Annotated in this window: 17 protein-coding genes; 9 read left to right on the top strand and 8 right to left on the bottom strand. The window is 71.6% G+C overall.

Annotated features, from left to right (window positions below; genetic code table 11):
• Positions 1 to 83: 83 nt before the first annotated feature.
• Both AB0P03_RS12340 and AB0P03_RS12335 read right to left on the bottom strand, forming a co-directional pair.
• Positions 84 to 746 carry a DUF6230 family protein gene (locus tag AB0P03_RS12340; RefSeq protein WP_063347768.1) on the bottom strand — a complete coding sequence of 221 codons (663 nt, stop codon included), beginning with the start codon at positions 744 to 746 and terminating at the stop codon, positions 84 to 86.
• A gap of 719 nt (positions 747 to 1,465) precedes the next feature.
• Positions 1,466 to 2,458: a tetratricopeptide repeat protein gene (locus tag AB0P03_RS12335; protein WP_363582044.1), complete on the bottom strand. Its 993-nt coding sequence runs from the start codon at positions 2,456 to 2,458 to the stop codon at positions 1,466 to 1,468.
• Positions 2,459 to 2,823: 365 nt separating this feature from the next.
• Between AB0P03_RS12335 and AB0P03_RS12330 the strand changes: the two genes are divergently transcribed.
• Positions 2,824 to 3,513 (top strand): TetR/AcrR family transcriptional regulator, encoded by a 690-nt coding sequence (locus AB0P03_RS12330; protein ID WP_363582042.1) that lies wholly within the window; start codon positions 2,824 to 2,826, stop codon positions 3,511 to 3,513.
• A 75-nt stretch (positions 3,514 to 3,588) separates the two neighbouring features.
• Here AB0P03_RS12330 and AB0P03_RS12325 read toward each other — a convergent pair whose 3' ends face one another.
• From AB0P03_RS12325 to AB0P03_RS12315, 3 genes are all read right to left on the bottom strand, one after another.
• Positions 3,589 to 5,289 (bottom strand): methylmalonyl-CoA mutase family protein, encoded by a 1,701-nt coding sequence (locus AB0P03_RS12325; RefSeq protein WP_363582040.1) that lies wholly within the window; start codon positions 5,287 to 5,289, stop codon positions 3,589 to 3,591.
• Positions 5,290 to 5,488: 199 nt separating this feature from the next.
• Positions 5,489 to 5,830 (bottom strand): DUF3817 domain-containing protein, encoded by a 342-nt coding sequence (locus AB0P03_RS12320; protein WP_363582038.1) that lies wholly within the window; start codon positions 5,828 to 5,830, stop codon positions 5,489 to 5,491.
• Positions 5,831 to 5,907: 77 nt separating this feature from the next.
• Positions 5,908 to 6,447, bottom strand: coding sequence for a MarR family transcriptional regulator (locus AB0P03_RS12315; RefSeq protein WP_363619291.1), 540 nt, complete (start codon positions 6,445 to 6,447; stop codon positions 5,908 to 5,910).
• Positions 6,448 to 6,940: 493 nt separating this feature from the next.
• On the opposite strand from AB0P03_RS12315, the gene AB0P03_RS12310 reads away from it, so the two are divergent.
• Positions 6,941 to 8,578, top strand: coding sequence for a M4 family metallopeptidase (locus AB0P03_RS12310; RefSeq protein WP_363582034.1), 1,638 nt, complete (start codon positions 6,941 to 6,943; stop codon positions 8,576 to 8,578).
• 440 nt (positions 8,579 to 9,018) lie between these two features.
• Positions 9,019 to 10,647 (top strand): M4 family metallopeptidase, encoded by a 1,629-nt coding sequence (locus tag AB0P03_RS12305; RefSeq protein ID WP_363619292.1) that lies wholly within the window; start codon positions 9,019 to 9,021, stop codon positions 10,645 to 10,647.
• 116 nt (positions 10,648 to 10,763) lie between these two features.
• Here the strand turns inward: AB0P03_RS12305 and AB0P03_RS12300 are convergent, their stop codons facing one another.
• Entirely contained in the window at positions 10,764 to 11,144 is a 381-nt protein-coding gene (locus AB0P03_RS12300) for a DUF3817 domain-containing protein (RefSeq protein ID WP_350879576.1), read from the bottom strand.
• 221 nt (positions 11,145 to 11,365) lie between these two features.
• Here AB0P03_RS12300 and AB0P03_RS12295 point away from each other — a divergent pair, with 221 nt between their 5' ends.
• From AB0P03_RS12295 to AB0P03_RS12275, 5 genes are all read left to right on the top strand, one after another.
• Entirely contained in the window at positions 11,366 to 12,163 is a 798-nt protein-coding gene (locus tag AB0P03_RS12295; RefSeq protein ID WP_363582030.1) for a DUF2127 domain-containing protein, read from the top strand.
• Between the two features lie 80 nt (positions 12,164 to 12,243).
• On the top strand, positions 12,244 to 12,882 hold the full coding sequence (locus AB0P03_RS12290; RefSeq protein ID WP_079135621.1) for an AIM24 family protein: 639 nt from the start codon (positions 12,244 to 12,246) through the stop codon (positions 12,880 to 12,882).
• Positions 12,882 to 13,532 carry an AIM24 family protein gene (locus tag AB0P03_RS12285; RefSeq protein ID WP_063347778.1) on the top strand — a complete coding sequence of 217 codons (651 nt, stop codon included), beginning with the start codon at positions 12,882 to 12,884 and terminating at the stop codon, positions 13,530 to 13,532. Before AB0P03_RS12290 ends, AB0P03_RS12285 begins: the two co-directional genes overlap by 1 nt.
• A gap of 203 nt (positions 13,533 to 13,735) precedes the next feature.
• Positions 13,736 to 14,545: an AIM24 family protein gene (locus AB0P03_RS12280; RefSeq protein WP_363628739.1), complete on the top strand. Its 810-nt coding sequence runs from the start codon at positions 13,736 to 13,738 to the stop codon at positions 14,543 to 14,545.
• Positions 14,546 to 14,584: 39 nt separating this feature from the next.
• Positions 14,585 to 15,100 carry a MarR family transcriptional regulator gene (locus AB0P03_RS12275; protein ID WP_350879579.1) on the top strand — a complete coding sequence of 172 codons (516 nt, stop codon included), beginning with the start codon at positions 14,585 to 14,587 and terminating at the stop codon, positions 15,098 to 15,100.
• Between the two features lie 60 nt (positions 15,101 to 15,160).
• Here AB0P03_RS12275 and meaB read toward each other — a convergent pair whose 3' ends face one another.
• Together meaB and AB0P03_RS12265 are read right to left on the bottom strand one after the other, a co-directional pair.
• The gene (gene meaB / locus AB0P03_RS12270; RefSeq protein WP_363371930.1) at positions 15,161 to 16,117 is read right to left on the bottom strand and encodes a methylmalonyl Co-A mutase-associated GTPase MeaB; all 957 of its coding nucleotides are present in this window, start codon (positions 16,115 to 16,117) and stop codon (positions 15,161 to 15,163) included.
• A gap of 79 nt (positions 16,118 to 16,196) precedes the next feature.
• On the bottom strand, positions 16,197 to 17,405 hold the full coding sequence (locus AB0P03_RS12265; protein WP_363628715.1) for an acetyl-CoA C-acetyltransferase: 1,209 nt from the start codon (positions 17,403 to 17,405) through the stop codon (positions 16,197 to 16,199).
• A gap of 301 nt (positions 17,406 to 17,706) precedes the next feature.
• Here AB0P03_RS12265 and mce point away from each other — a divergent pair, with 301 nt between their 5' ends.
• Positions 17,707 to 18,150, top strand: a complete 444-nt coding sequence (gene mce / locus AB0P03_RS12260) for a methylmalonyl-CoA epimerase (protein WP_363582154.1) — start codon at positions 17,707 to 17,709, stop codon at positions 18,148 to 18,150.
• Positions 18,151 to 18,536 lie beyond the last annotated feature (386 nt).

Raw genomic sequence — 18,536 nt, 5'->3', positions numbered from 1 at the left:
CGGCGACGGCGCACGCGCCACCACCGGTCCCACAGGTGCCGTCGGGGCGGCGGACCGGGCCCGGTCCGCCGCCCGTCAACGGCCTAGTAGCACTCGCCGGTGCCGTCGGTGTGCAGCGCGAGCTTCAGGCCGGGGAGCTTGAAGGTGCCGGCCGAGGTGGCCCAGGCGGTCTGCTGCACGTTGTACAGGTCGGCCTTGTCGGCGGCCTGGGCGAAGCCGGTCGCGCCGGACGGCAGGCCGCCGAGCTTGGACTTCCAGCCCTGGGTGGCCTCGCCCTTGAGGGTCGAGGCGTCCTGGCCGATGTTGATGTTGGTGAACTCGGCGTCCGCGTTCAGCTGGTCGAGGTCGATCAGCAGGTTCTTGGCGTAGACCTGCTTCTTGACGTCGTCGCTGTTGCCCGCCTCCAGGCGAAGGACGATCTTGGGCAGCTTCCACGGCAGGCCGGGGATGACGTTGGGGTCGGTCACCACCGACTGGCAGAGGCCCTTGATGGTCGCCTCGTCGAAGGCCGAGACCGCGACCGGGTGCGGAGTGCCGTTCACCTCGGCGTCGATCGAGCCGAACTGGGCGAAGTTCTTGCCGTGCAGCTCCGGCGTGGTGACCTTGAAGCTCTGGCCGGAGACGCTGAACGAAGCCGCCAGCGCGTTGTTGGCCATGGCGGCGCCGACCATCGCGGTGGCCGCGATGCTCGGCACCATCACCAGGGCGAAGCGCTTCCAGCGGGTCTTGCCGTAGGTCTGGGACATGCGAGTCCTCCTTCTAGGACGTACATCTCCGGCTCCCCGGCGGCGCGCCCGCGCCGGTGGGGGACTGGGATGGGAGAGAGCTACGTCCTCGGTAGCGGAGAGCGCCTTGGGCGTCGTCGGACGCGGGAGCGGCCGGCACACAGCGGCACTCCCGTCCCTCCACCGGCCGCCCTTGCGGGGCGGCGGGCAGGACCGACGACATCGGCGATCACCCCCGAGCGACAACCAGCGACCGCGCAGGGCCGCGCGGCCGGTCGAAGGACAGGAACCGCCGTGGGACCGCGGATACCCCCCTGCCCTCCCTACCGCCGACCGGGGCCGACGGATCACCCGGTGGGGATCCCGTGCTCCACGTGGCCGACCGGATCGGAGGGTGTGGAGTCAGGGACCGGGCGTCGCCGATCGTGCTCGAATCCCGGGCGAAGCACAAGAGGTTCCTTACTGACGGGTAATGCAACACCCGACAGCGTTGATCATGAAATCGACGCGACATGCACCGTGTGTGACGTCTTGAAGGAAACGTGACGAAGAAATCCGCCGGAAACACGAACGAAACACCCGTGGACAGTCACCAGGTGTGACTGTCCACGGGTGTTGTCAAGATTTGGTAAACCTCTGTCCGGTTGACCGGATTGTCGCCAAATCACCCGGCGACACCGCAGGTCATCCGCCGTGCCAGGACCCGCCCGGGACCGACCGGGCCCGAACCGGAGGCGGCGTCAGAACAGCACGCGCGCCAGCGCGGTGCGGGCCGCGGTGACCCGCGGGTCGTCCGGGCCGATCACCTCGAACAGCTCCAGCAGGCGCAGCCGGGCGGCGTCCCGGTCCTCACCGGCGGTCCGGCCGACGGTGTCCACCAGCCGGCCGAAGGCGTCCTCGACGTGACCGCCCACCAGGTCCAGGTCGGCCGCCCGCAGCTGGGCCTCGACGTCCTTCGGGTCGGCCGCGGCCGCGGCGCGGACGGCCTGCGGGTCCACGCTCTCGATCCGCTGCAGCAGTTCGGCCTGGGCGAGGCCCAGCCTGGCCTCGGTGTTGCCCGGCTGGTCGGCCAGCACGTTCCGGTAGGCCTGGACGGCGCCGCCCAGGTCGCCGCTGTCCAGCGCGTCGTGCGCGGCGGCCAGGGCCGGGTCCTCCGGCCGCTGCGGGGCGGCGTCCGACGCCTCGCCCGGGGCCCCGGCGCCGCCGACCACGCCGAAGCGCTGCTCGGCGACCAGGATCAGCTGGTCCAGCACCTTGCGGACGTTGGCCGCGCTCTCGGCGCCCTGGAACAGCGGTACCAACTGGCCGGCCACCACGGCCATCACGGCCGGGATGCCCTGGATGCCGAACTGCTGGGAGATCAGCGGGTTGGCGTCCACGTCGATCTTGGCGAGCACGAACCGGCCGGCGTACTCCTCGGCCAGGCCCTCCAGGATCGGGCTGAGCTGCTTGCAGGGGCCGCACCACTCGGCCCAGAAGTCGATGACGACCGGCACTTCGGTGGAGCGCTGGACGACCTCGGCCTCGAAGGTGTCCTCGGTGACGTCGATGACGAGCGCGTAGGCGGACTGCGCGGGGGCGACCCCGGCCGCTTCGTCGGCGGCCGCCTGGCGGGCCCGCTCGACCCGGGCCTGCTCGGCCTTCTGGGCAGCCTCGCCGGCTGCCTTCACTGCGGCGAGGTCGACCGCACCGCGCAGGGCGGAGCTGTTGAGACGCGAATTCCGTGGCTGCATGGCACCATCCTCCCCCGTCCGCGCCGCCTGCGGGCAACCAACCTCGGGAAAGTCGCCCCGCACGGGCCGCGCGGCGCGGATTCCCGGGCGCGGTGGCCCTCCCCCGGTAGCCTGAACCGTTCGGCGCGGATCCCCACCCGCGCCCGCGCCGCCCCGTCCCACGGGTGCGGCGCCTGGTTGTCACTGCTTTCGCTACGAGTCGTAGCGTAACTGGAGCCGGGGTCCCGGCCGCAAGCCCCATCGGCGGTTCCGCGACGTGACCTGCCCCACTTTCCGGGGCGGCCCGGCTGCCCGAACGGGCGAACAGCCGCTACCGTTACCAGCCCCACCCATGTTACTCACCAGTAGAGCGCAAGGAGGCCCGGTTGCCGGCCCCCCAGCCCCCCGCGAACCCGGACGTCACGGGCCCGGAGACCGCGGACGGCCCCGCCCCCTCGGCGGGTGCCACGACCAGGGCCAAGGGGCGCCCGCGCAGTGCCGCCGCCGACCGCGCCATCCTCGACGCCACCCGCGAGGCCCTCGCCGAACTCGGCTGGGGCGGGCTGACCATGGGCCACGTCGCGACCCGCGCCAAGGTCGCCAAGACCACCCTCTACCGCCGCTGGCCGTCCAAGAACGAACTCGTGGTGGACGCCGTCGCCAGCCTCTTCGACGACCTGGTGATGCCCGACCTCGGCAGCCTGCGGGCCGACATCGAGGCGGTGGTCGCCCAGTTCGCCGACCTGCTGGCCCGCCCCGAGACCCAGGCCGCGCTGCTCGCGCTGTTCGCCGAGGGCACCCGTGACCCGCACCTGCACCGCCGCATCCGGGAGGCCATCGTCGACCCGCAGAAGCGCCTGGTCCGGCAGGGCCGGGCGGCCGCCCAGGCGCGCGGCGAACTCGCCCCGGACGCCGACCCGCGGACGGCCGACGAGGAGATCGACATCATCTTCGACACCATCGCCGGGACGGTCGAGCACCGCGTCCTGGTCAGCGGCGAGCCGATCACCGCCGACTGGACCCGCCGCTTCACCAACCTGCTGCTCGGCCCCTTCCCCAGCCTGCTGGCCGACTAGGCCCTGTCCGGCCGAACGCACGGCGAAGCCGCCCCGCACGGAGAAGCTCCGTAGGGGGCGGCCCACCGGCACGTCCTAGAAGGACGCGTTCTCCCGGTACGTCCCCCACTCCTCGCGCAGCGCGTTGCAGATCTCGCCCAGGGTCGCCTCGGCGCGCACCGCGTCCAGCATCGGCGGGATCATCGACTCGCCCGAGCGCGCGGCCGCCAGCATGGCGTCCAGCCCGGCCCGCACCGCCGCCTCGTCCCGGGCCTCCTTGCGCTCGCGCAGCACCCGCACCTGCTCGCGTTCGACCTCGTGGCTGACCCGCAGGATCTCCAGTTCGGGGGTGACGCTGCGCGGGTGGCAGTTGACGCCGACCACGCGCTTGTCCCCCTTCTCCACCGACTGCTGGTACTGGAAGGCCGCCTCGGCGATCTCGCCGGTGAACCAGCCCTCCTCGATCCCGCGCAGGATGCCGGAGGTGATCGGGCCGATCCCGTGGTCCTCGCGGCCCTTGTCGAGACGGCTCTTGTTCAAGATCTGCTGGAAGATCGCCTCGGCCTGCTGCTCGATCCGGTCGGTGAGCGCCTCGACGTACCAGGAACCGCCCAGCGGGTCGGCCACGTTGGCGACGCCGGTCTCCTCCATCAGCACCTGCTGGGTGCGCAGGGCGATCTCGGCGGCCTGCTCGGACGGCAGCGCCAGGGTCTCGTCCAGGGCGTTGGTGTGCAGCGAGTTGGTGCCGCCGAGCACCGCGGACAGCGCCTCCACGGCGGTGCGGACCACGTTGTTGTACGGCTGCTGCGCGGTCAGCGAGACGCCAGCGGTCTGGGTGTGGAAGCGCAGCCACTGCGCCTTGTCGGTCTTGGCGCCGAAGCGGTCGCGCATCCAGCGGGCCCAGATCCGGCGCGCGGCGCGGAACTTGGCGATCTCCTCGAAGAAGTCCAGGTGCGCGTCGAAGAAGAAGGACAGGCCGGGCGCGAAGACGTCCACGTCCAGGCCCCGGGACAGGCCCAGCTCGACGTAGGCGAAGCCGTCGGCGAGGGTGTACGCGAGCTCCTGCGCGGCCGTCGCCCCGGCCTCGCGGATGTGGTAGCCGGAGACGGACAGCGGCTTGTACGCGGGAATGCCCTGGGCGCAGTACGCCATCAGGTCGCCGATCAGCCGCAGGTGCGGCTCGGGGGCGAAGAGCCACTCCTTCTGGGCGATGTACTCCTTGAAGATGTCCGTCTGCAGGGTGCCGTTGAGCACCGCCGGGTCGACGCCCTGGCGCTCGGCGGCGACCAGGTACATGCAGAAGATCGGGACGGCCGGGCCGCTGATCGTCATCGAGGTGGTGACCTCGCCGAGCGGGATGCCGTTGAACAGCACCTCCATGTCGGCGGCCGAGTCGATGGCGACGCCGCAGTGGCCCACCTCACCGAGCGACTTGGCGTCGTCGGAGTCGTAGCCCATCAGGGTGGGCATGTCGAAGGCGACCGAGAGGCCCCCGCCGCCCGCCTCCAGGATCATCCGGTAGCGCTCGTTGGTCTGCTGCGCGTTGCCGAAGCCGGCGAACTGGCGGATGGTCCAGGTGCGGCCCCGGTAGCCGGTGGGGTGCAGCCCGCGGGTGAAGGGGTACTCGCCCGGCCAGCCGATCCGCTCGAAGCCCTCGACGGCCTGCCCGGGGGCGGGACCGTACGCCGGCTCGACCTCGTCGCCGGACAGGGTGGTGAAGTCCGCGTCCCGCTTGCGGGCGCTGTCGTACCGCTGCTGCCAGCGCTGCCGTCCGCGCTCGATCTCCTCGGCGTCCATGACCCCGAACTCCGCTCCGTACGGCCGCCACGGCACCGGGGCGGCACAGCTATTAGGACGTCCTACTAATTTACTCGGACGTCCTAGCAGCTGTCGATGGATGCCCGGGTCGAAACGCCGCGGGCCGCCCTCCCGGGGCCCGGAAACACGCGAGTGCCCCTTCCCCCGCGGGGGAAGGGGCACTCGCCGGGGCGTCGGATCAGACGCCGGCGGGCTGGCGGGCGTCCGTGCCGGTCGAGAGCCGCTCGGCGGCCTCGCGGACCACCTTGCGCTCGAAGACGAAGGACGCGAACGGGATGCAGCCGGCGGCCAGGGTCAGGATCATCCGGCCGAGCGGCCACTTCAGCTTCTGCCCGAGCAGGAAGGTCACCACGAAGTACCCGATGTACAGGTAGCCGTGCAGCATCGCGACGTACGTGGTCAGGTCCTCGGCCGCGTCGAAGCCGTACTTCGCGACCATGAAGCCGCAGAACACCAGCAGGGCCACACCGGTCGCAATGGCCAGGGCCCGGTACCAGCCCAGCAGGGGGGTCGCCTTCATACTCTTCATCGCCTCGTTCGGCAGGGATCGACCGGTACGCCCGGATCCGCGCACCGCTCCCACGAGGGTAACCGTCCTCACGGCCGCTCCCGCGCAGCCCCCTCGCCGCGGTCGTCGGTGAAGTCGCCGGCGGCGATCCGCAGCGGCCTGAGCAGTTCGAACACCTGCCGACACTGCTCGGTGTCGTACTCCTCCAGCCCGAACTCCATCGCCATGAGTTCCCGGGTGGCCTCCTCGACCGTCTCGCGGCCGCGGCCGGTGATCGCGGCGAGCACGCCGCGGCCGTCCAGCGGGTTGGGGCGGCGGGCGACCAGGCCCGCCCGCTCCAGCCGGTCGACGGTGTTGGTGACGCTGGTCGGGTGGACCATGAGCCGCTCGCCGATCTTGGACAGCGAGAGCTCGCCGGTCCGGCTGAAGGTCAGCAGCACCAGCGCCTCGTACCGGGCGAAGGTCAGCCCGTACGGCTTGAGCACCGCGTCTACCCGGGAGAGCAGGATCTGGTGGGCTCGCATGATCGAGGTGATCGCCGCCATCGAGGGGACCCCGCCCCAGCGGCGGGTCCAGAGCTCGTCGGCGCGGGCGATCGGGTCGAAGTCGAGGGCTAGGGGCTTGGGCACCTCCTTACCGTACCGGCGGAGGGGGCGGGCGCTACCAGCCGTCCTGATGGTGGACAAGCGCGACGCGTGGCGGGAACCCGCCAAAAGGGCGGCCAGGTCCATACCAGGACATTGCACCGGTGTGAATGCGGGGCAACGGGACCGGGGCGCGGCGGAGTTGACGGCCGATCGGTCCGCAGCCGCACTATCAGGCCTCGGTTCGGATGGTAACCCGCTGAAAGGCCGGGTGATTCGCACCCTTTGTCCGCCCGTTCACAATCCCTCTGGCTGGCGGGACTTGGCCAATTCATGAGCAAGACCTGTCATTTGATTTGCTCGATTGTCATGCTTTCCGCCAACCCCGTCCGGTAGCCACCACCCCCACCCACCGGTGGCGCGCCGCTCGACCGCACGGGGTCCGCACGTCAGCGCCCGTCCCGCCCCTCAGGTGCCGACCCCGGCCCCCGGGACGCGGCGCGACCGCCCACACGCGGTTACCCGGAAGGACTCGTCCGTGAAGCGAAAGCTCGCAGCAGTCGCCGTACTCTCCGCCACCGCCCTGCTCACCGGCGTCGTCCAGGTGAGCACCGCCGCCCAGGCCAGCCCGATCCCCGCGGCGCAGGCGCAGGCCGCCGAGCAGCACGCGGCGGCGCTCGCCCTGGCGGGCGGCCAGTCCGGCCCGCTGGCGAAGGCCCTCGCCCTCGGCGGCCAGGAGCAGCTGGTGGCGAAGGATGCCGTGGTGGACCAGGACGGCACCCGGCACCTGCGCTTCGAGCGCACCTACGCCGGCCTGCCGGTGCTCGGCGGCGACCTGGTCGTCCACCAGAGCGCCCGCGGCGCGGTGGAGTCGGTCGACAAGGCGGTCTCCGCGCAGCTGAGCCTGCCGAGCCTGGCCCCGCAGATCCCGGCCGACAAGGCCGCCGCGCAGGCCACCGGCGCCGTCCAGGCCACCGTCGGCGTCGCCGCGGACAAGGACGAGTCCCCGCTGGCGGCCGTGCACCAGACCGGCAAGGCCGAGCTGGTGGTCTGGGCGAGCGACGGCAACCCGCGCCTGGCGTACCGGACCACCGTCGAGGGCGTGCGCGCCGACGGCACCCCCAGCAGCCAGCTGCTGGTCACCGACGCCGCCACCGGCCAGGTGCTGTCCACCCACGAGCAGGTGCAGACCGCCTCCGGCACCGGCAAGGGCGTCTTCGTCGGCAACGTCCCGCTGACCACCACCCAGAGCGGCACCTCGTACCAGCTGAAGGACGCCACGCGCGGCGGCCAGTCGACCGTCAACCTGAAGAACAAGACCTCCGGCACCGGCACGCTGGTCGCCAACTCGACCAACGCCTTCGGCAACGGCCTGGCCTCCAACAGCGAGTCCGCCGCCGTGGACGCCCAGTACGGCGCCGCGGCCACCTGGGACTTCTACAAGAACACCTTCGGCCGCAACGGCATCAAGAACAACGGTGTCGGCGCGACCAGCCGGGTGCACTACGGCTCCAACTACGTGAACGCGTTCTGGAGCGACGCCTGCTTCTGCATGTCCTACGGCGACGGCAGCGGCAACACCCACCCGCTCACCGAGATCGACGTGGCCGGCCACGAGATGAGCCACGGCGTCACCTCCGCCACGGCGAACCTCAACTACTCCGGCGAGTCCGGCGGCCTCAACGAGGCCACCTCCGACATCTTCGGCACGATGGTCGAGTTCTACGCCAACCTGCCCTCCAACCCGCCGAACTACTGGATCGGCGAGTTGATCAACCTGAACGGCGACGGCACCCCGCTGCGCTACATGGACAAGCCCAGCAAGGACGGCGCCTCGGCGGACTCCTGGTACTCGGGCGTCGGCAACCTCGACGTCCACTACTCCTCGGGCATCGCCAACCACTTCTTCTACCTGCTGTCCGAGGGCAGCGGCGCGAAGAGCATCAACGGCTTCAGCTACAACAGCCCGACCTCCAACGGCTCGGCCGTCACCGGCATCGGCCGGGACAAGGCCGCGCAGATCTGGTACCGCGCGCTGACCGTCTACTTCACCTCCACCACCAACTACGCGAGTGCCCGCACCGGCACCCTGAAGGCCGCCTCCGACCTGTACGGCGCCACCAGCGCCGAGTACAAGGCGGTCGCGGCCGCGTGGAGCGGCGTCAACGTCAACTGACGCACGGCGCACGGTGACAGGACGTCCGGGGCCCCCGTGGAGGGCGGCCCCGGGCGTCCGCACACCCCCTCGCACGCCCGCCCCTGCACGCCCGCCCTCCCCCGCGCGTGCCCGACCGCTCCGCTCCGCTCCCGGGGTGGCGAAGTCCCGCCAGCCGGACGAACCGCCCGTAGCGGGCACTGGGCGGCAGCCGAACCATCCGCACCGACACTGGCGGATCCCGGCCAATCCCTGTCCGTGGTCTGTCATTTCCTGCCATCGATTGTCATGCTTCTGCCCAAGCCCCGTCCGACGCCCGTCACCCCCACCCGTCGACGGATCGTCAGGTACCGCACGGGAGCAGCACGTCCGCGCCCTACCGCCCCACGGCGCCAACCCCGGCGCCCCGGTACGCGGCGCAACCGCGCGCACACGCGGTTTCGTGGAAGGAACCCCCGCACGTGAAGCGAAAGCTGACAGCCGGCGCCATACTCTCCGCCACCGCCCTGCTCGCCGGCGTGATCCAGATCGCCATCGTCCCCGCCGCCCAGGCCGCCGCCCCGTCGCCGGAGCAGCAGCGCGCCGCGCTGCTCGCGGTGGCCGCCGGGCAGAGCAGCCCGGTCGCCCAGGCCCTGGCCCTCGGCGGCCAGGAGCGGCTGGTGGTCAAGGACGTCGTCGCGGACGCCAACGGCGAACGCCACCTGCGCTACGAGCGGACCTACGCCGGCCTGCCGGTGCTCGGCGGCGACCTGGTCGTCCACCAGCGCGCCGACGGCTCGGTGGACTCGGTCGACCGGGCCTTCGACGGCAGCCTGTCGCTGCCGAGCCTGGCCCCGGGCCTCGCCGCCGGGCAGGCGGCCGAGCGGGCCACCGCCGCGGTGCGGGCGACCGTCGGGACGGCCGCCGACGAGGACGAGGCGGCGCTCAGCCGGGTCGACGGCGCGGGCGCGGCCGAGCTGGTGGTGTGGGCGGCCGACGGCGCGCCGCGGCTGGCCCACCGCACGGTGGTCCGCGGCGAGCGGGCCGACGGCACCCCGAGCAGCCAGCAGGTCGTCACCGACGCCGCCACCGGCGAGGTGCTGTCCACCCGCGAGCAGGTGCAGACCGCCTCCGGCACCGGCAAGGGCGTCAACGTCGGCACCGTCACGCTGACCACCACCCAGAGCGGCTCGACCTACTCGCTGAAGGACGCCACCCGCGGCGGCCAGTCCACCACCGACCTCAAGGGCGCCACCTCGGGCAACGGCACGCTGTTCGCCAAGACCAGCAACTCCTGGGGCAACGGCCTGGCCTCCAACCGCGAGTCCGCCGCCGTGGACGCCCAGTACGGCGCCGCGGCCACCTGGGACTACTACAAGAACACCTTCGGCCGCAACGGCATCAAGAACAACGGCGTCGGCGCCGCCAGCCGCGTCCACTACGGCTCCAACTACGTCAACGCGTTCTGGGACGACTCCTGCTTCTGCATGACGTACGGGGACGGCTCCGGCAACACCAACCCGCTGACCGCGATCGACGTCTCCGGCCACGAGATGACCCACGGCGTCACCTCCGCCACGGCGAACCTCAACTACTCCGGCGAGTCCGGCGGCCTCAACGAGGCCACCTCCGACATCTTCGGCACCATGGTCGAGTGGTCGGCCAACCTGCCCGCGGACCCGCCGGACTACCTGATCGGCGAGAAGCTCAACATCTTCGGCAACGGCAAGCCGCTGCGCTACATGGACAAGCCCTCCAAGGACGGCAGCTCCGCGGACTCCTGGTACTCGGGCGTCGGCAACCTCGACGTCCACTACTCCTCGGGCATCGCCAACCACTTCTTCTACCTGCTGTCCGAGGGCAGCGGCGCCAAGGTGGTCAACGGGGTCAGCTACAACAGCCCGACCTCCAACGGCTCGACGGTCACCGGCATCGGCCGGACCAAGGCGGCCGCGATCTGGTACCGCGCGCTGACCGTCTACATGACCTCCACCACCAACTACAAGGCCGCCCGCACGGCGACCCTGAAGGCCGCGACCGACCTGTACGGCGCCACCAGCACCGAGTACAAGACCGTGGCGGCCGCGTGGAGCGGCGTCAACGTCAACTAGTGCGCGCCCCAGCACCCCCCAGCCACCCCCGGTAAGAAACGGCGACAGGCTGCCGCGGCCCTTTGGGAGAGGAGGCCGCGGCAGCCTGTCGACCGTCGCGTGGCGGGGGCGCGTCCCTACGCGGTGGCCGGCTTCAGCTCGCCGCGCTCCTCCTTGGCGAGCATCCGCTCGGCGAAGAAGCCGCCGGTGGGCAGCACCGAGAGGACGAACAGCAGCACGCCGCGCTTGGCGTCCCACTTCTGCGCCTGCCAGGCCTGGATCCAGAAGACGACGTACAGGATGAACAGGATCCCGTGGACCATGCCCATCACCGGGACGCCGTCGAAGGACGTGGTCCGCTTCAGCACGGAGCAGATCAGCAGCAGGATGAACGAGACCCCTTCGGGGCCGGAGACCAGGCGCAGGCGGTGGACGGCGCTGCTGTTCACGATGGGTACCTCAATACGGGGGTCGGAGGCGTACCTGCTTGTGAAGCGACTCACAAGCCTTCCGGCCATTATCACCGAGCACCTGTCCGAAGCCCCGGCCGGGGTGGTCACCGTGCCCGACGTCACAACCACCGTGTCCCGCCCCGGCGCCACGGCCGTCGTGTCCGTGTCACAGCTGTGCGCCAGAACCCGGCTCGTCGCGCCGGCCCGTCACCCGCTGCCCCTATCCTGCTGCCCGCGCCCGACGCACCGGGCGCCGTAGACATCGGACGACCGGGGGTAGCGACCACATGTTCAAGCGGGACTGGGACCGAAGGACCTGCGCCAAGCGCGGCCACACCACCTACGCGCCGACCGAGCCCGAGCTGGCCGCCCGGCTGCACGCCGCCACCGCCCTCGGCGACGCCTGGCGCTGCCTGCGCTGCGGCGACTTCGCGCTCGGCGCCCCGCACGGCTCCGGCCCGGCGCAGGACGCCCCGCTGGTGCCGCGCGGCAAGGCGCTGCGGGACCTCTTCATCCTGCGCTTCCTCGCCGTCGAGCGGGTGCTGCGCGGCCTGCTGATCATCATCGTGGCCTGGGCCGTCTGGAAGTTCTCCAACAGCCAGGACGCCGTGCACCGGGTCTTCGACGAGAACCTGTCGGTCTTCCGGCCGGTCACCGACCACTTCCACTGGGACCTCGAACACTCCCCGATCGTCGACACCATCCGCAAGACCTTCGACTACAGGAAGAGCACCCTGCTGATCGTCGCGGGCGCGCTGCTGGCCTACGCGCTGATCGAGATCGTCGAGGCGGTCGGCCTCTGGCTGGGCAGGCGCTGGGCCGAGTACCTCACCGTCGTGGCCACCGCCGCCTTCCTGCCGCTGGAGGGCTACGAGCTGAGCGAGCACGTCAGCGCCGTGAAGATCGGCACGCTGGTGCTGAACATCGCCGCGGTGCTCTGGATCATGCTGTCCAAGCGGCTGTTCGGGCTGCGCGGCGGCGTGGTGGCCTTCGAGGCAGAGCGCCACTCGGCCTCGCTGCTGGAGGTCGAGGAGGCGGCCGGCGCCGTCCCGCACGCCGCTCGGGGGGCGCACGCGCGGGCGTGACCGGCGCGTTTGTCGCAGACCGGTACCAGTTCCGCCCCCGCCCCTCCCCCCGCACCGGCCGCGCCCGCTAGATTGCGGCCGTGGCACAGTTCAGACTTCAGGGATCCCGGGTACTCGCGGTCGAGTTGGCCGGCGAGGCCGTCAAGGCCAGACACGGCTCGATGGTCGCCTACACCGGCCAGATGAGCTTCAAGAAGCTGACCGGCGGCGGGGACGGCCTGCGCGGCATGGTCGCCCGCCGGCTCACCGGCGAGCAGATGACCGTCATGGAGGTGAAGGGCCAGGGCACCTGCTACTTCGCCGACAAGGCCACCGAGATCAACCTGGTCCGGCTGAACGGCGAGACGCTGTTCGTCGAGGCGGACAACCTGCTCTGCACGGAGGGCTCGCTGCGCACCGGCACCACCTTCACCGGACTCAACGGCATGTCCTCCGGCAACGGCCTCTTCACCACCAAGGTGGAGGGCCACGGCTGGGCCGCCGTCACCTCGAACGGGCCCGCGATCATCCTGCGGGTCGGCCAGGGCCAGCCGCTGCGGGTGGACCCGGGCGCCTACGTGGCGCACACCGGCAGCCTGCACCGCAGCCTGAAGTCGGGCGCGGGCTGGACCACGGTGATCGGCGAGGGCGGCGGCGAGGCCGTCCAGGTGGAGTTCACCGGAGAGGGCCTGGTGTACGTGCAGCCGTCGGAGAAGGTCACCATCGGGGGCGACGTCTGATGGGCTTCACGAAGATCAACGGCAAGATGGTCGAGGCCGTGGTGCTGCCCGGGCAGCGGCTGTTCAGCCAGCGCGGCGCGATGCTCGCGTACACCGGGGACGTCCGCTTCACGCCGAACATCACCGGCGGGCAGGGCGGCGTGATGTCGATGATCGGCCGCCGGGTGGCCAACGAGGACACCCCGCTGATGACCGTCGAGGGCCAGGGCCGGGTGATGTTCGGCCACGGCGGCCACCACGTGCACGTGATCGACCTGGCCGGCGACACCCTGTACGTCGAGGCGGACCGGCTGCTGGCCTTCGAGGGCACGCTGCGCCAGTCCACCATGTTCATGGGCTCGCAGGGCGGGGTGATGGGCATGGTCCGCGGCCAGGTCACCGGCCAGGGCCTGTTCACCACCCAGCTGGACGGCAAGGGCTCGGTCGCGGTGATGGCGCACGGCGGCGTCTTCGAGCTGCCGATCGTCCCGGGCCAACCGGTGCACGTCGACCCGCAGGCGTACGTGGCGCACCGCGGCCAGGTGCAGAACAAGCTGTCCACGGCGCTGGGCTGGCGCGACATGATCGGCCGCGGCTCCGGCGAGGCCTTCCAGCTGGAGCTGTCCGGACAGGGCGCGGTGTACGTCCAGGCGAGCGAGGAGAAGCTCTGATGTCCTACCCGCCGCAGCCGCCGTACGGGCAGTCGCCGTACGACCAGCCGACCCAGCCCGGCTTCGCCGCCCCTCCCCCGCCGGGCTACGCGCCGCCGCCCGCGCAGGGCTACCCCCAGCAGGGCGGGTACCCGCCGCCGCCTCCCCCGCAGCAGCCCCAACAGGCCTACGCCCAGGAGCAGTTCGGCGGCCAGCAGGCCCCGCTGCCGAGCGCGCACGGCGGCTCCGGCCCGGTGGTGCACGACGCGTACAGCCTGCCGGTGAACGACAACGTCAACCCGTACGCCTTCTCGGTCGACCTGAACGGCTCGTACTTCCTGCAGAAGGGCAAGATGGTCGCCTACTACGGCGACATCACCTTCAAGGGCGTCGGCGCCGGCATGCTGGACCGGGTGATCGGCCAGCACTTCAACTCGCCGATGCACGCGGCGGACTGGGTGGTCGCCCAGGGCCGCGGCAAGCTGCTGCTGGCCGACCGGGCCTTCGACCTCAACTCCTACGACCTGGACGACGGCAACCTGACCGTCCGCTCGGGCAACCTGCTGGCCTTCGACCCGTCGCTGCGGCTCAAGCAGTCGATCATCCCGGGCTTCCTGACCCTGATCGGCACCGGGAAGTTCGTCGCCGCCTCCAACGGGCCGGTGCACTTCGTCGAGCCGCCGATCCGGGTGGACCCGCAGGCGCTGGTGGGCTGGGCGGACTGCCCGGCGCCGTGCCACCACTACGACCACGACTACATGCACGGGCTGATCGGCGGCATCCGGCGGCTGACCGGGCTGGGCGGGGCCTCCGGCGAGGAGCACCAGTTCGAGTTCATCGGCGCCGGCCAGGTGCTGCTGCAGTCCAGCGAGAAACTGATGGCCGAGCGGTCGGTGGGCCAGGTGGACGCCGAGGCGGGCGTGCCGGTGGGCGGGGTGCCGTCGCAGCCGGCGGCGTCGGGCCACGGCGGGGGCAACCTCAACGTGCCGGGTCTCGGTAATCTGGGCGATCTGGGGCGACGTTTCGGCCTGTAAACTTGTACAAGATTGAACTAAATAGGGTATGCTGAGCCCATGGATACGCACACGATCAACACTGCGGACACCCCTCCGTCGCAGCCCGAGGAGGAGACTCCCTGGCTGACCGCCAGGGAGCAGCGGATGTGGCGCGCCCATCTGGAGGTCGCCAAGCTGCTGGAGTACCAGCTCAGCCGTGAACTCCAGCCGCACAACCTGGCGATCAACGACTACGAGATCCTGGTGGTGCTCTCCGAGGCCCCCGACCGCCGGATGCGGATGACCGACCTCGCCACCGCCACCCTCCAGTCCAAGAGCCGGCTCTCGCACCAGATCACCCGGATGGAGAACGCCGGCCTGGTGCTGCGCCAGGAGTGTCCCGGCGACCGCCGCGGCCTCTACGCCCACCTCACCGAGCACGGCTGGGAGACCATGCAGCGGGTCGCCCCCGACCACGTGCGCAGCGTCCGGGCCCACTTCATCGACCGCTTCACCCAGGAGCAGCTCGACGCCATGTACGAGGCCCTCGCCCCGGTCGCCGAACACCTCCGCGGCCTGCGCGGCCGCGCCTGACGCGCCGCCCCCCAGCACACCGGGGCCGACCCCCCACCGGGGGCCGGCCCCGCGCCGTCCTCAGCCCCGGGTGAGGCCGGCCACGAGTTCGTCGGCCGCGCCGTACGGGTCCAGTTCGCCCGCCACCACCCGCTCGGCCAGGCCGGCCAGGTGGCGGTCCCCGCGCAGGTCGCCGATCCGGGTGCGCAGTTCGGCCAACGCGATCGCCTCGATCTCGTCGGAGGCCCGACGGCGGCGGCGCGCCGCCAGTTCGCCGTGCTCCTCCAGCCATGCGCGGTGCTTCTCCAGCGCCTCGACCAGCTCGTCGACGCCCTCGCCGCGGGCGGCGACGGTCTTGACGATCGGCGGGCGCCAGTCCCCCGCCCCGCGGGCCTCGCCGAGGCCGAGCATGTGGTTGAGCTCGCGCGCGGTGGCGTCGGCGCCGTCCCGGTCGGCCTTGTTGACCACGAAGACGTCGCCGATCTCCAGGATCCCGGCCTTGGCGGCCTGGATGCCGTCGCCCATGCCGGGGGCGAGCAGCACCACGGTGGTGTCGGCCTGGGCGGCGATCTCCACCTCGGACTGGCCCACCCCGACGGTCTCGACCAGGATCACGTCGCAGCCGGCCGCGTCCAGCACCCGCAGGGCCTGCGGCGCCGTCCAGGACAGCCCGCCGAGGTGGCCGCGGGTGGCCATCGAGCGGATGAACACCTCGGGGTCGGTGGCGTGGTCCTGCATCCGGACCCGGTCGCCGAGCAGCGCCCCGCCGGAGAACGGCGAGGACGGATCGACGGCCAGCACCCCGACCCGCTTGCCGAGCCGCCGGTAGGCGGAGACCAGCGCCGAGGTGGAGGTGGACTTGCCGACCCCGGGCGAGCCGGTCAGGCCCACCGTGTAGGCCTGACCGGTGTACGGCGCGAGCGCGGCCATCGCCTCGCGCAGTTGCGGGGCGGCGTTCTCGACCAGCGTGATCAGCCGGGCGACCGCCCGCGGCCGGCCCGCCCGGGCCTGTTCGACCAGCGTGGCGACATCGATCATCGGGAGCTCCTCGCGCGGATGCCTTCGGGGCTGCGGCGCCGCTCGTGGCGGTCCGCAGCCCCGAAGGCATGTCAGCTGATCAGGCCTTCGGGCTGGCGTCCTTGGGGACGCGCACGATCAGGGCGTCGCCCTGGCCGCCGCCGCCGCACAGCGCGGCCGCGCCGACCCCGCCGCCGCGCCGCTGGAGCTCCAGCGCCAGGTGCAGCACCACGCGGGCGCCGGACATCCCGATCGGGTGGCCGAGCGCGATCGCGCCGCCGTTGACGTTGACGATGTCCGAGGAGACGCCCAGGTCCTTGGTCGACTGGTGGGCGACGGCCGCGAACGCCTCGTTGATCTCGATCAGGTCGAGGTCGGAGACCTCCAGGCCCTCCTTGGCCAGCGCGTGCTTGATCGCGTTGGACGGCTGCGACTGCAGCGAGTTGTCCGGGCCCGCCACGTTGCCGTGCGCGCCGATCTCGGCGATCCAGGTCAGACCCAGCTCCTCGGCCTTGGCCTTGCTCATCACGACCACCGCGGCGGCGCCGTCGGAGATCTGCGAGGAGGTGCCGGCCGTGATCGTGCCGTCCTTGGCGAACGCCGGACGCAGCTTGGCCAGGCCCTCGACGGTGGTGTCCGCGCGGATGCCCTCGTCCTGGCCGAACAGCACCGGCTCGCCCTTGCGCTGCGGGATCGCGACCGGGGTGATCTCGGCGTCGAAGACGCCGTCGGCCTGCGCCTTGGCGGCCCGCTGGTGGGAGGCCGCGGCGATCTCGTCCTGCACCTCGCGGGCGATGCCCAGCCGGGTGTTGTGCTTCTCGGTCGACTCGCCCATCGGGATGTTCTCGTAGGCGTCGGTGAGGCCGTCGTGGGCCATCGAGTCGAGCATCCCGATCGCGCCGTACTTGTAGCCCTCGCGGGACTTCGGCAGCAGGTGCGGGGCGTTGGTCATCGACTCCTGGCCGCCGGCCACCACGACGTCGAACTCGCCGGCCCGGATCAGCTGGTCGGCCAGCGCGATGGCGTCCAGGCCGGAGAGGCAGACCTTGTTGATGGTGAGCGCCGGGACGCTCATCGGGATGCCGGCCCGGACGGCGGCCTGGCGGGCCGGGATCTGGCCGGCGCCGGCCTGCAGCACCTGGCCCATGATCACGTACTGGACCTGCTCACCCGTGATGCCGGCCCGCTCCAGCGCGGCCTTGATCGCGAAGCCGCCGAGGTCGGCACCGGAGAAGCCCTTGAGGGAACCGAGCAGGCGACCCATCGGGGTCCGCGCACCGGCAACGATCACAGAGGTGGTGTTGGTCATGGGACGAGCCCCTTCGCACGTCGTGGCCAGGTGAGGATGCGCTCAATGTACTGACCCGTTACCCGCCCGTCACCGGAGCGACGGTGTGATCGAGCGCACTGGCACCTTCCAGTCAACACCGTGTCAACGCGGCCCGGGTGAACCCCGGCGTCCGCCCCGGGTGAGCCCCCGGTGTGCGGCCCGGGTGGACCCCCGGCGTGTGAGCAGACTCGCACGTCCGGCGCTGGCGCCGGTCAGCGGCGATGCGCTGCACTGGTGCCACCTGGTTCCCGAGGTACCCAACCCGCCCCCGGAGGTCGCCGTGCTGACCCGTATCGACCACATCGGCATCGCCTGCCGCGACCTCGACAAGACGGTCGAGTTCTACCGCGCCACCTACGGCTTCGAGGTGTTCCACACCGAGGTCAACGAGGAGCAGGGCGTCCGCGAGGCCATGCTCAAGATCAACGACACCGGCGACGGCGGCGCCTCCTACCTCCAGCTGCTGGAGCCCACCCGGCCCGACTCGACCGTCGCCAAGTGGCTGGAGAAGAACGGCGAGGGCGTGCACCACATCGCCTTCGGCACCGCCGACGTGGACGGCGACGCCGAGGCCGTCCGGGCCAAGGGCGTGCGGGTCCTCTACGACGAGCCCCGGATCGGCTCGATGGGTTCGCGGATCACCTTCCTGCACCCCAAGGACTGCGGCGGCGTCCTGACCGAGCTGGTCACCTCCGCCGAACCGGGCGTCCACGACGCCCACTGACCCCCGCCAGGTGCCGCCCACGACCGGGCGGCACCCCCGAATCGCCGGTCATGACCCGTCAGTAACCTCGTCCGACAGCCGGAAAACCACCACGCGGCCATTCCCCCGCGGTGCGCTCCCACTACAATGCCCAGGTGCGCGAAGGCTCCGGGGGACGGAGGCGACGGGCACGGCCGATGACAGGCCCGTCCGCCCAGCGGTGGCCGGCCCGTCGCAGGGGAGTCCACAACGCGGGCACGGCTGAACAGTCGCAACACTGATCTGTCACCATTCTCCACAAGGCAAGAGTTCGCCCAGGAGTCCACCCGGACGGGGGAACGCGGCATCACCGCGCTTCCACGCCCAGGGCTCCGACGACCGCGGCGGGCGGCCCCGGATTGACCGGC

Source organism: Kitasatospora sp. NPDC088779, from assembly GCF_040685395.1.
Classification (GTDB): Bacteria; Actinomycetota; Actinomycetes; order Streptomycetales; family Streptomycetaceae; genus Kitasatospora.
This window is presented reverse-complemented; position numbering and strand designations above follow the sequence as displayed.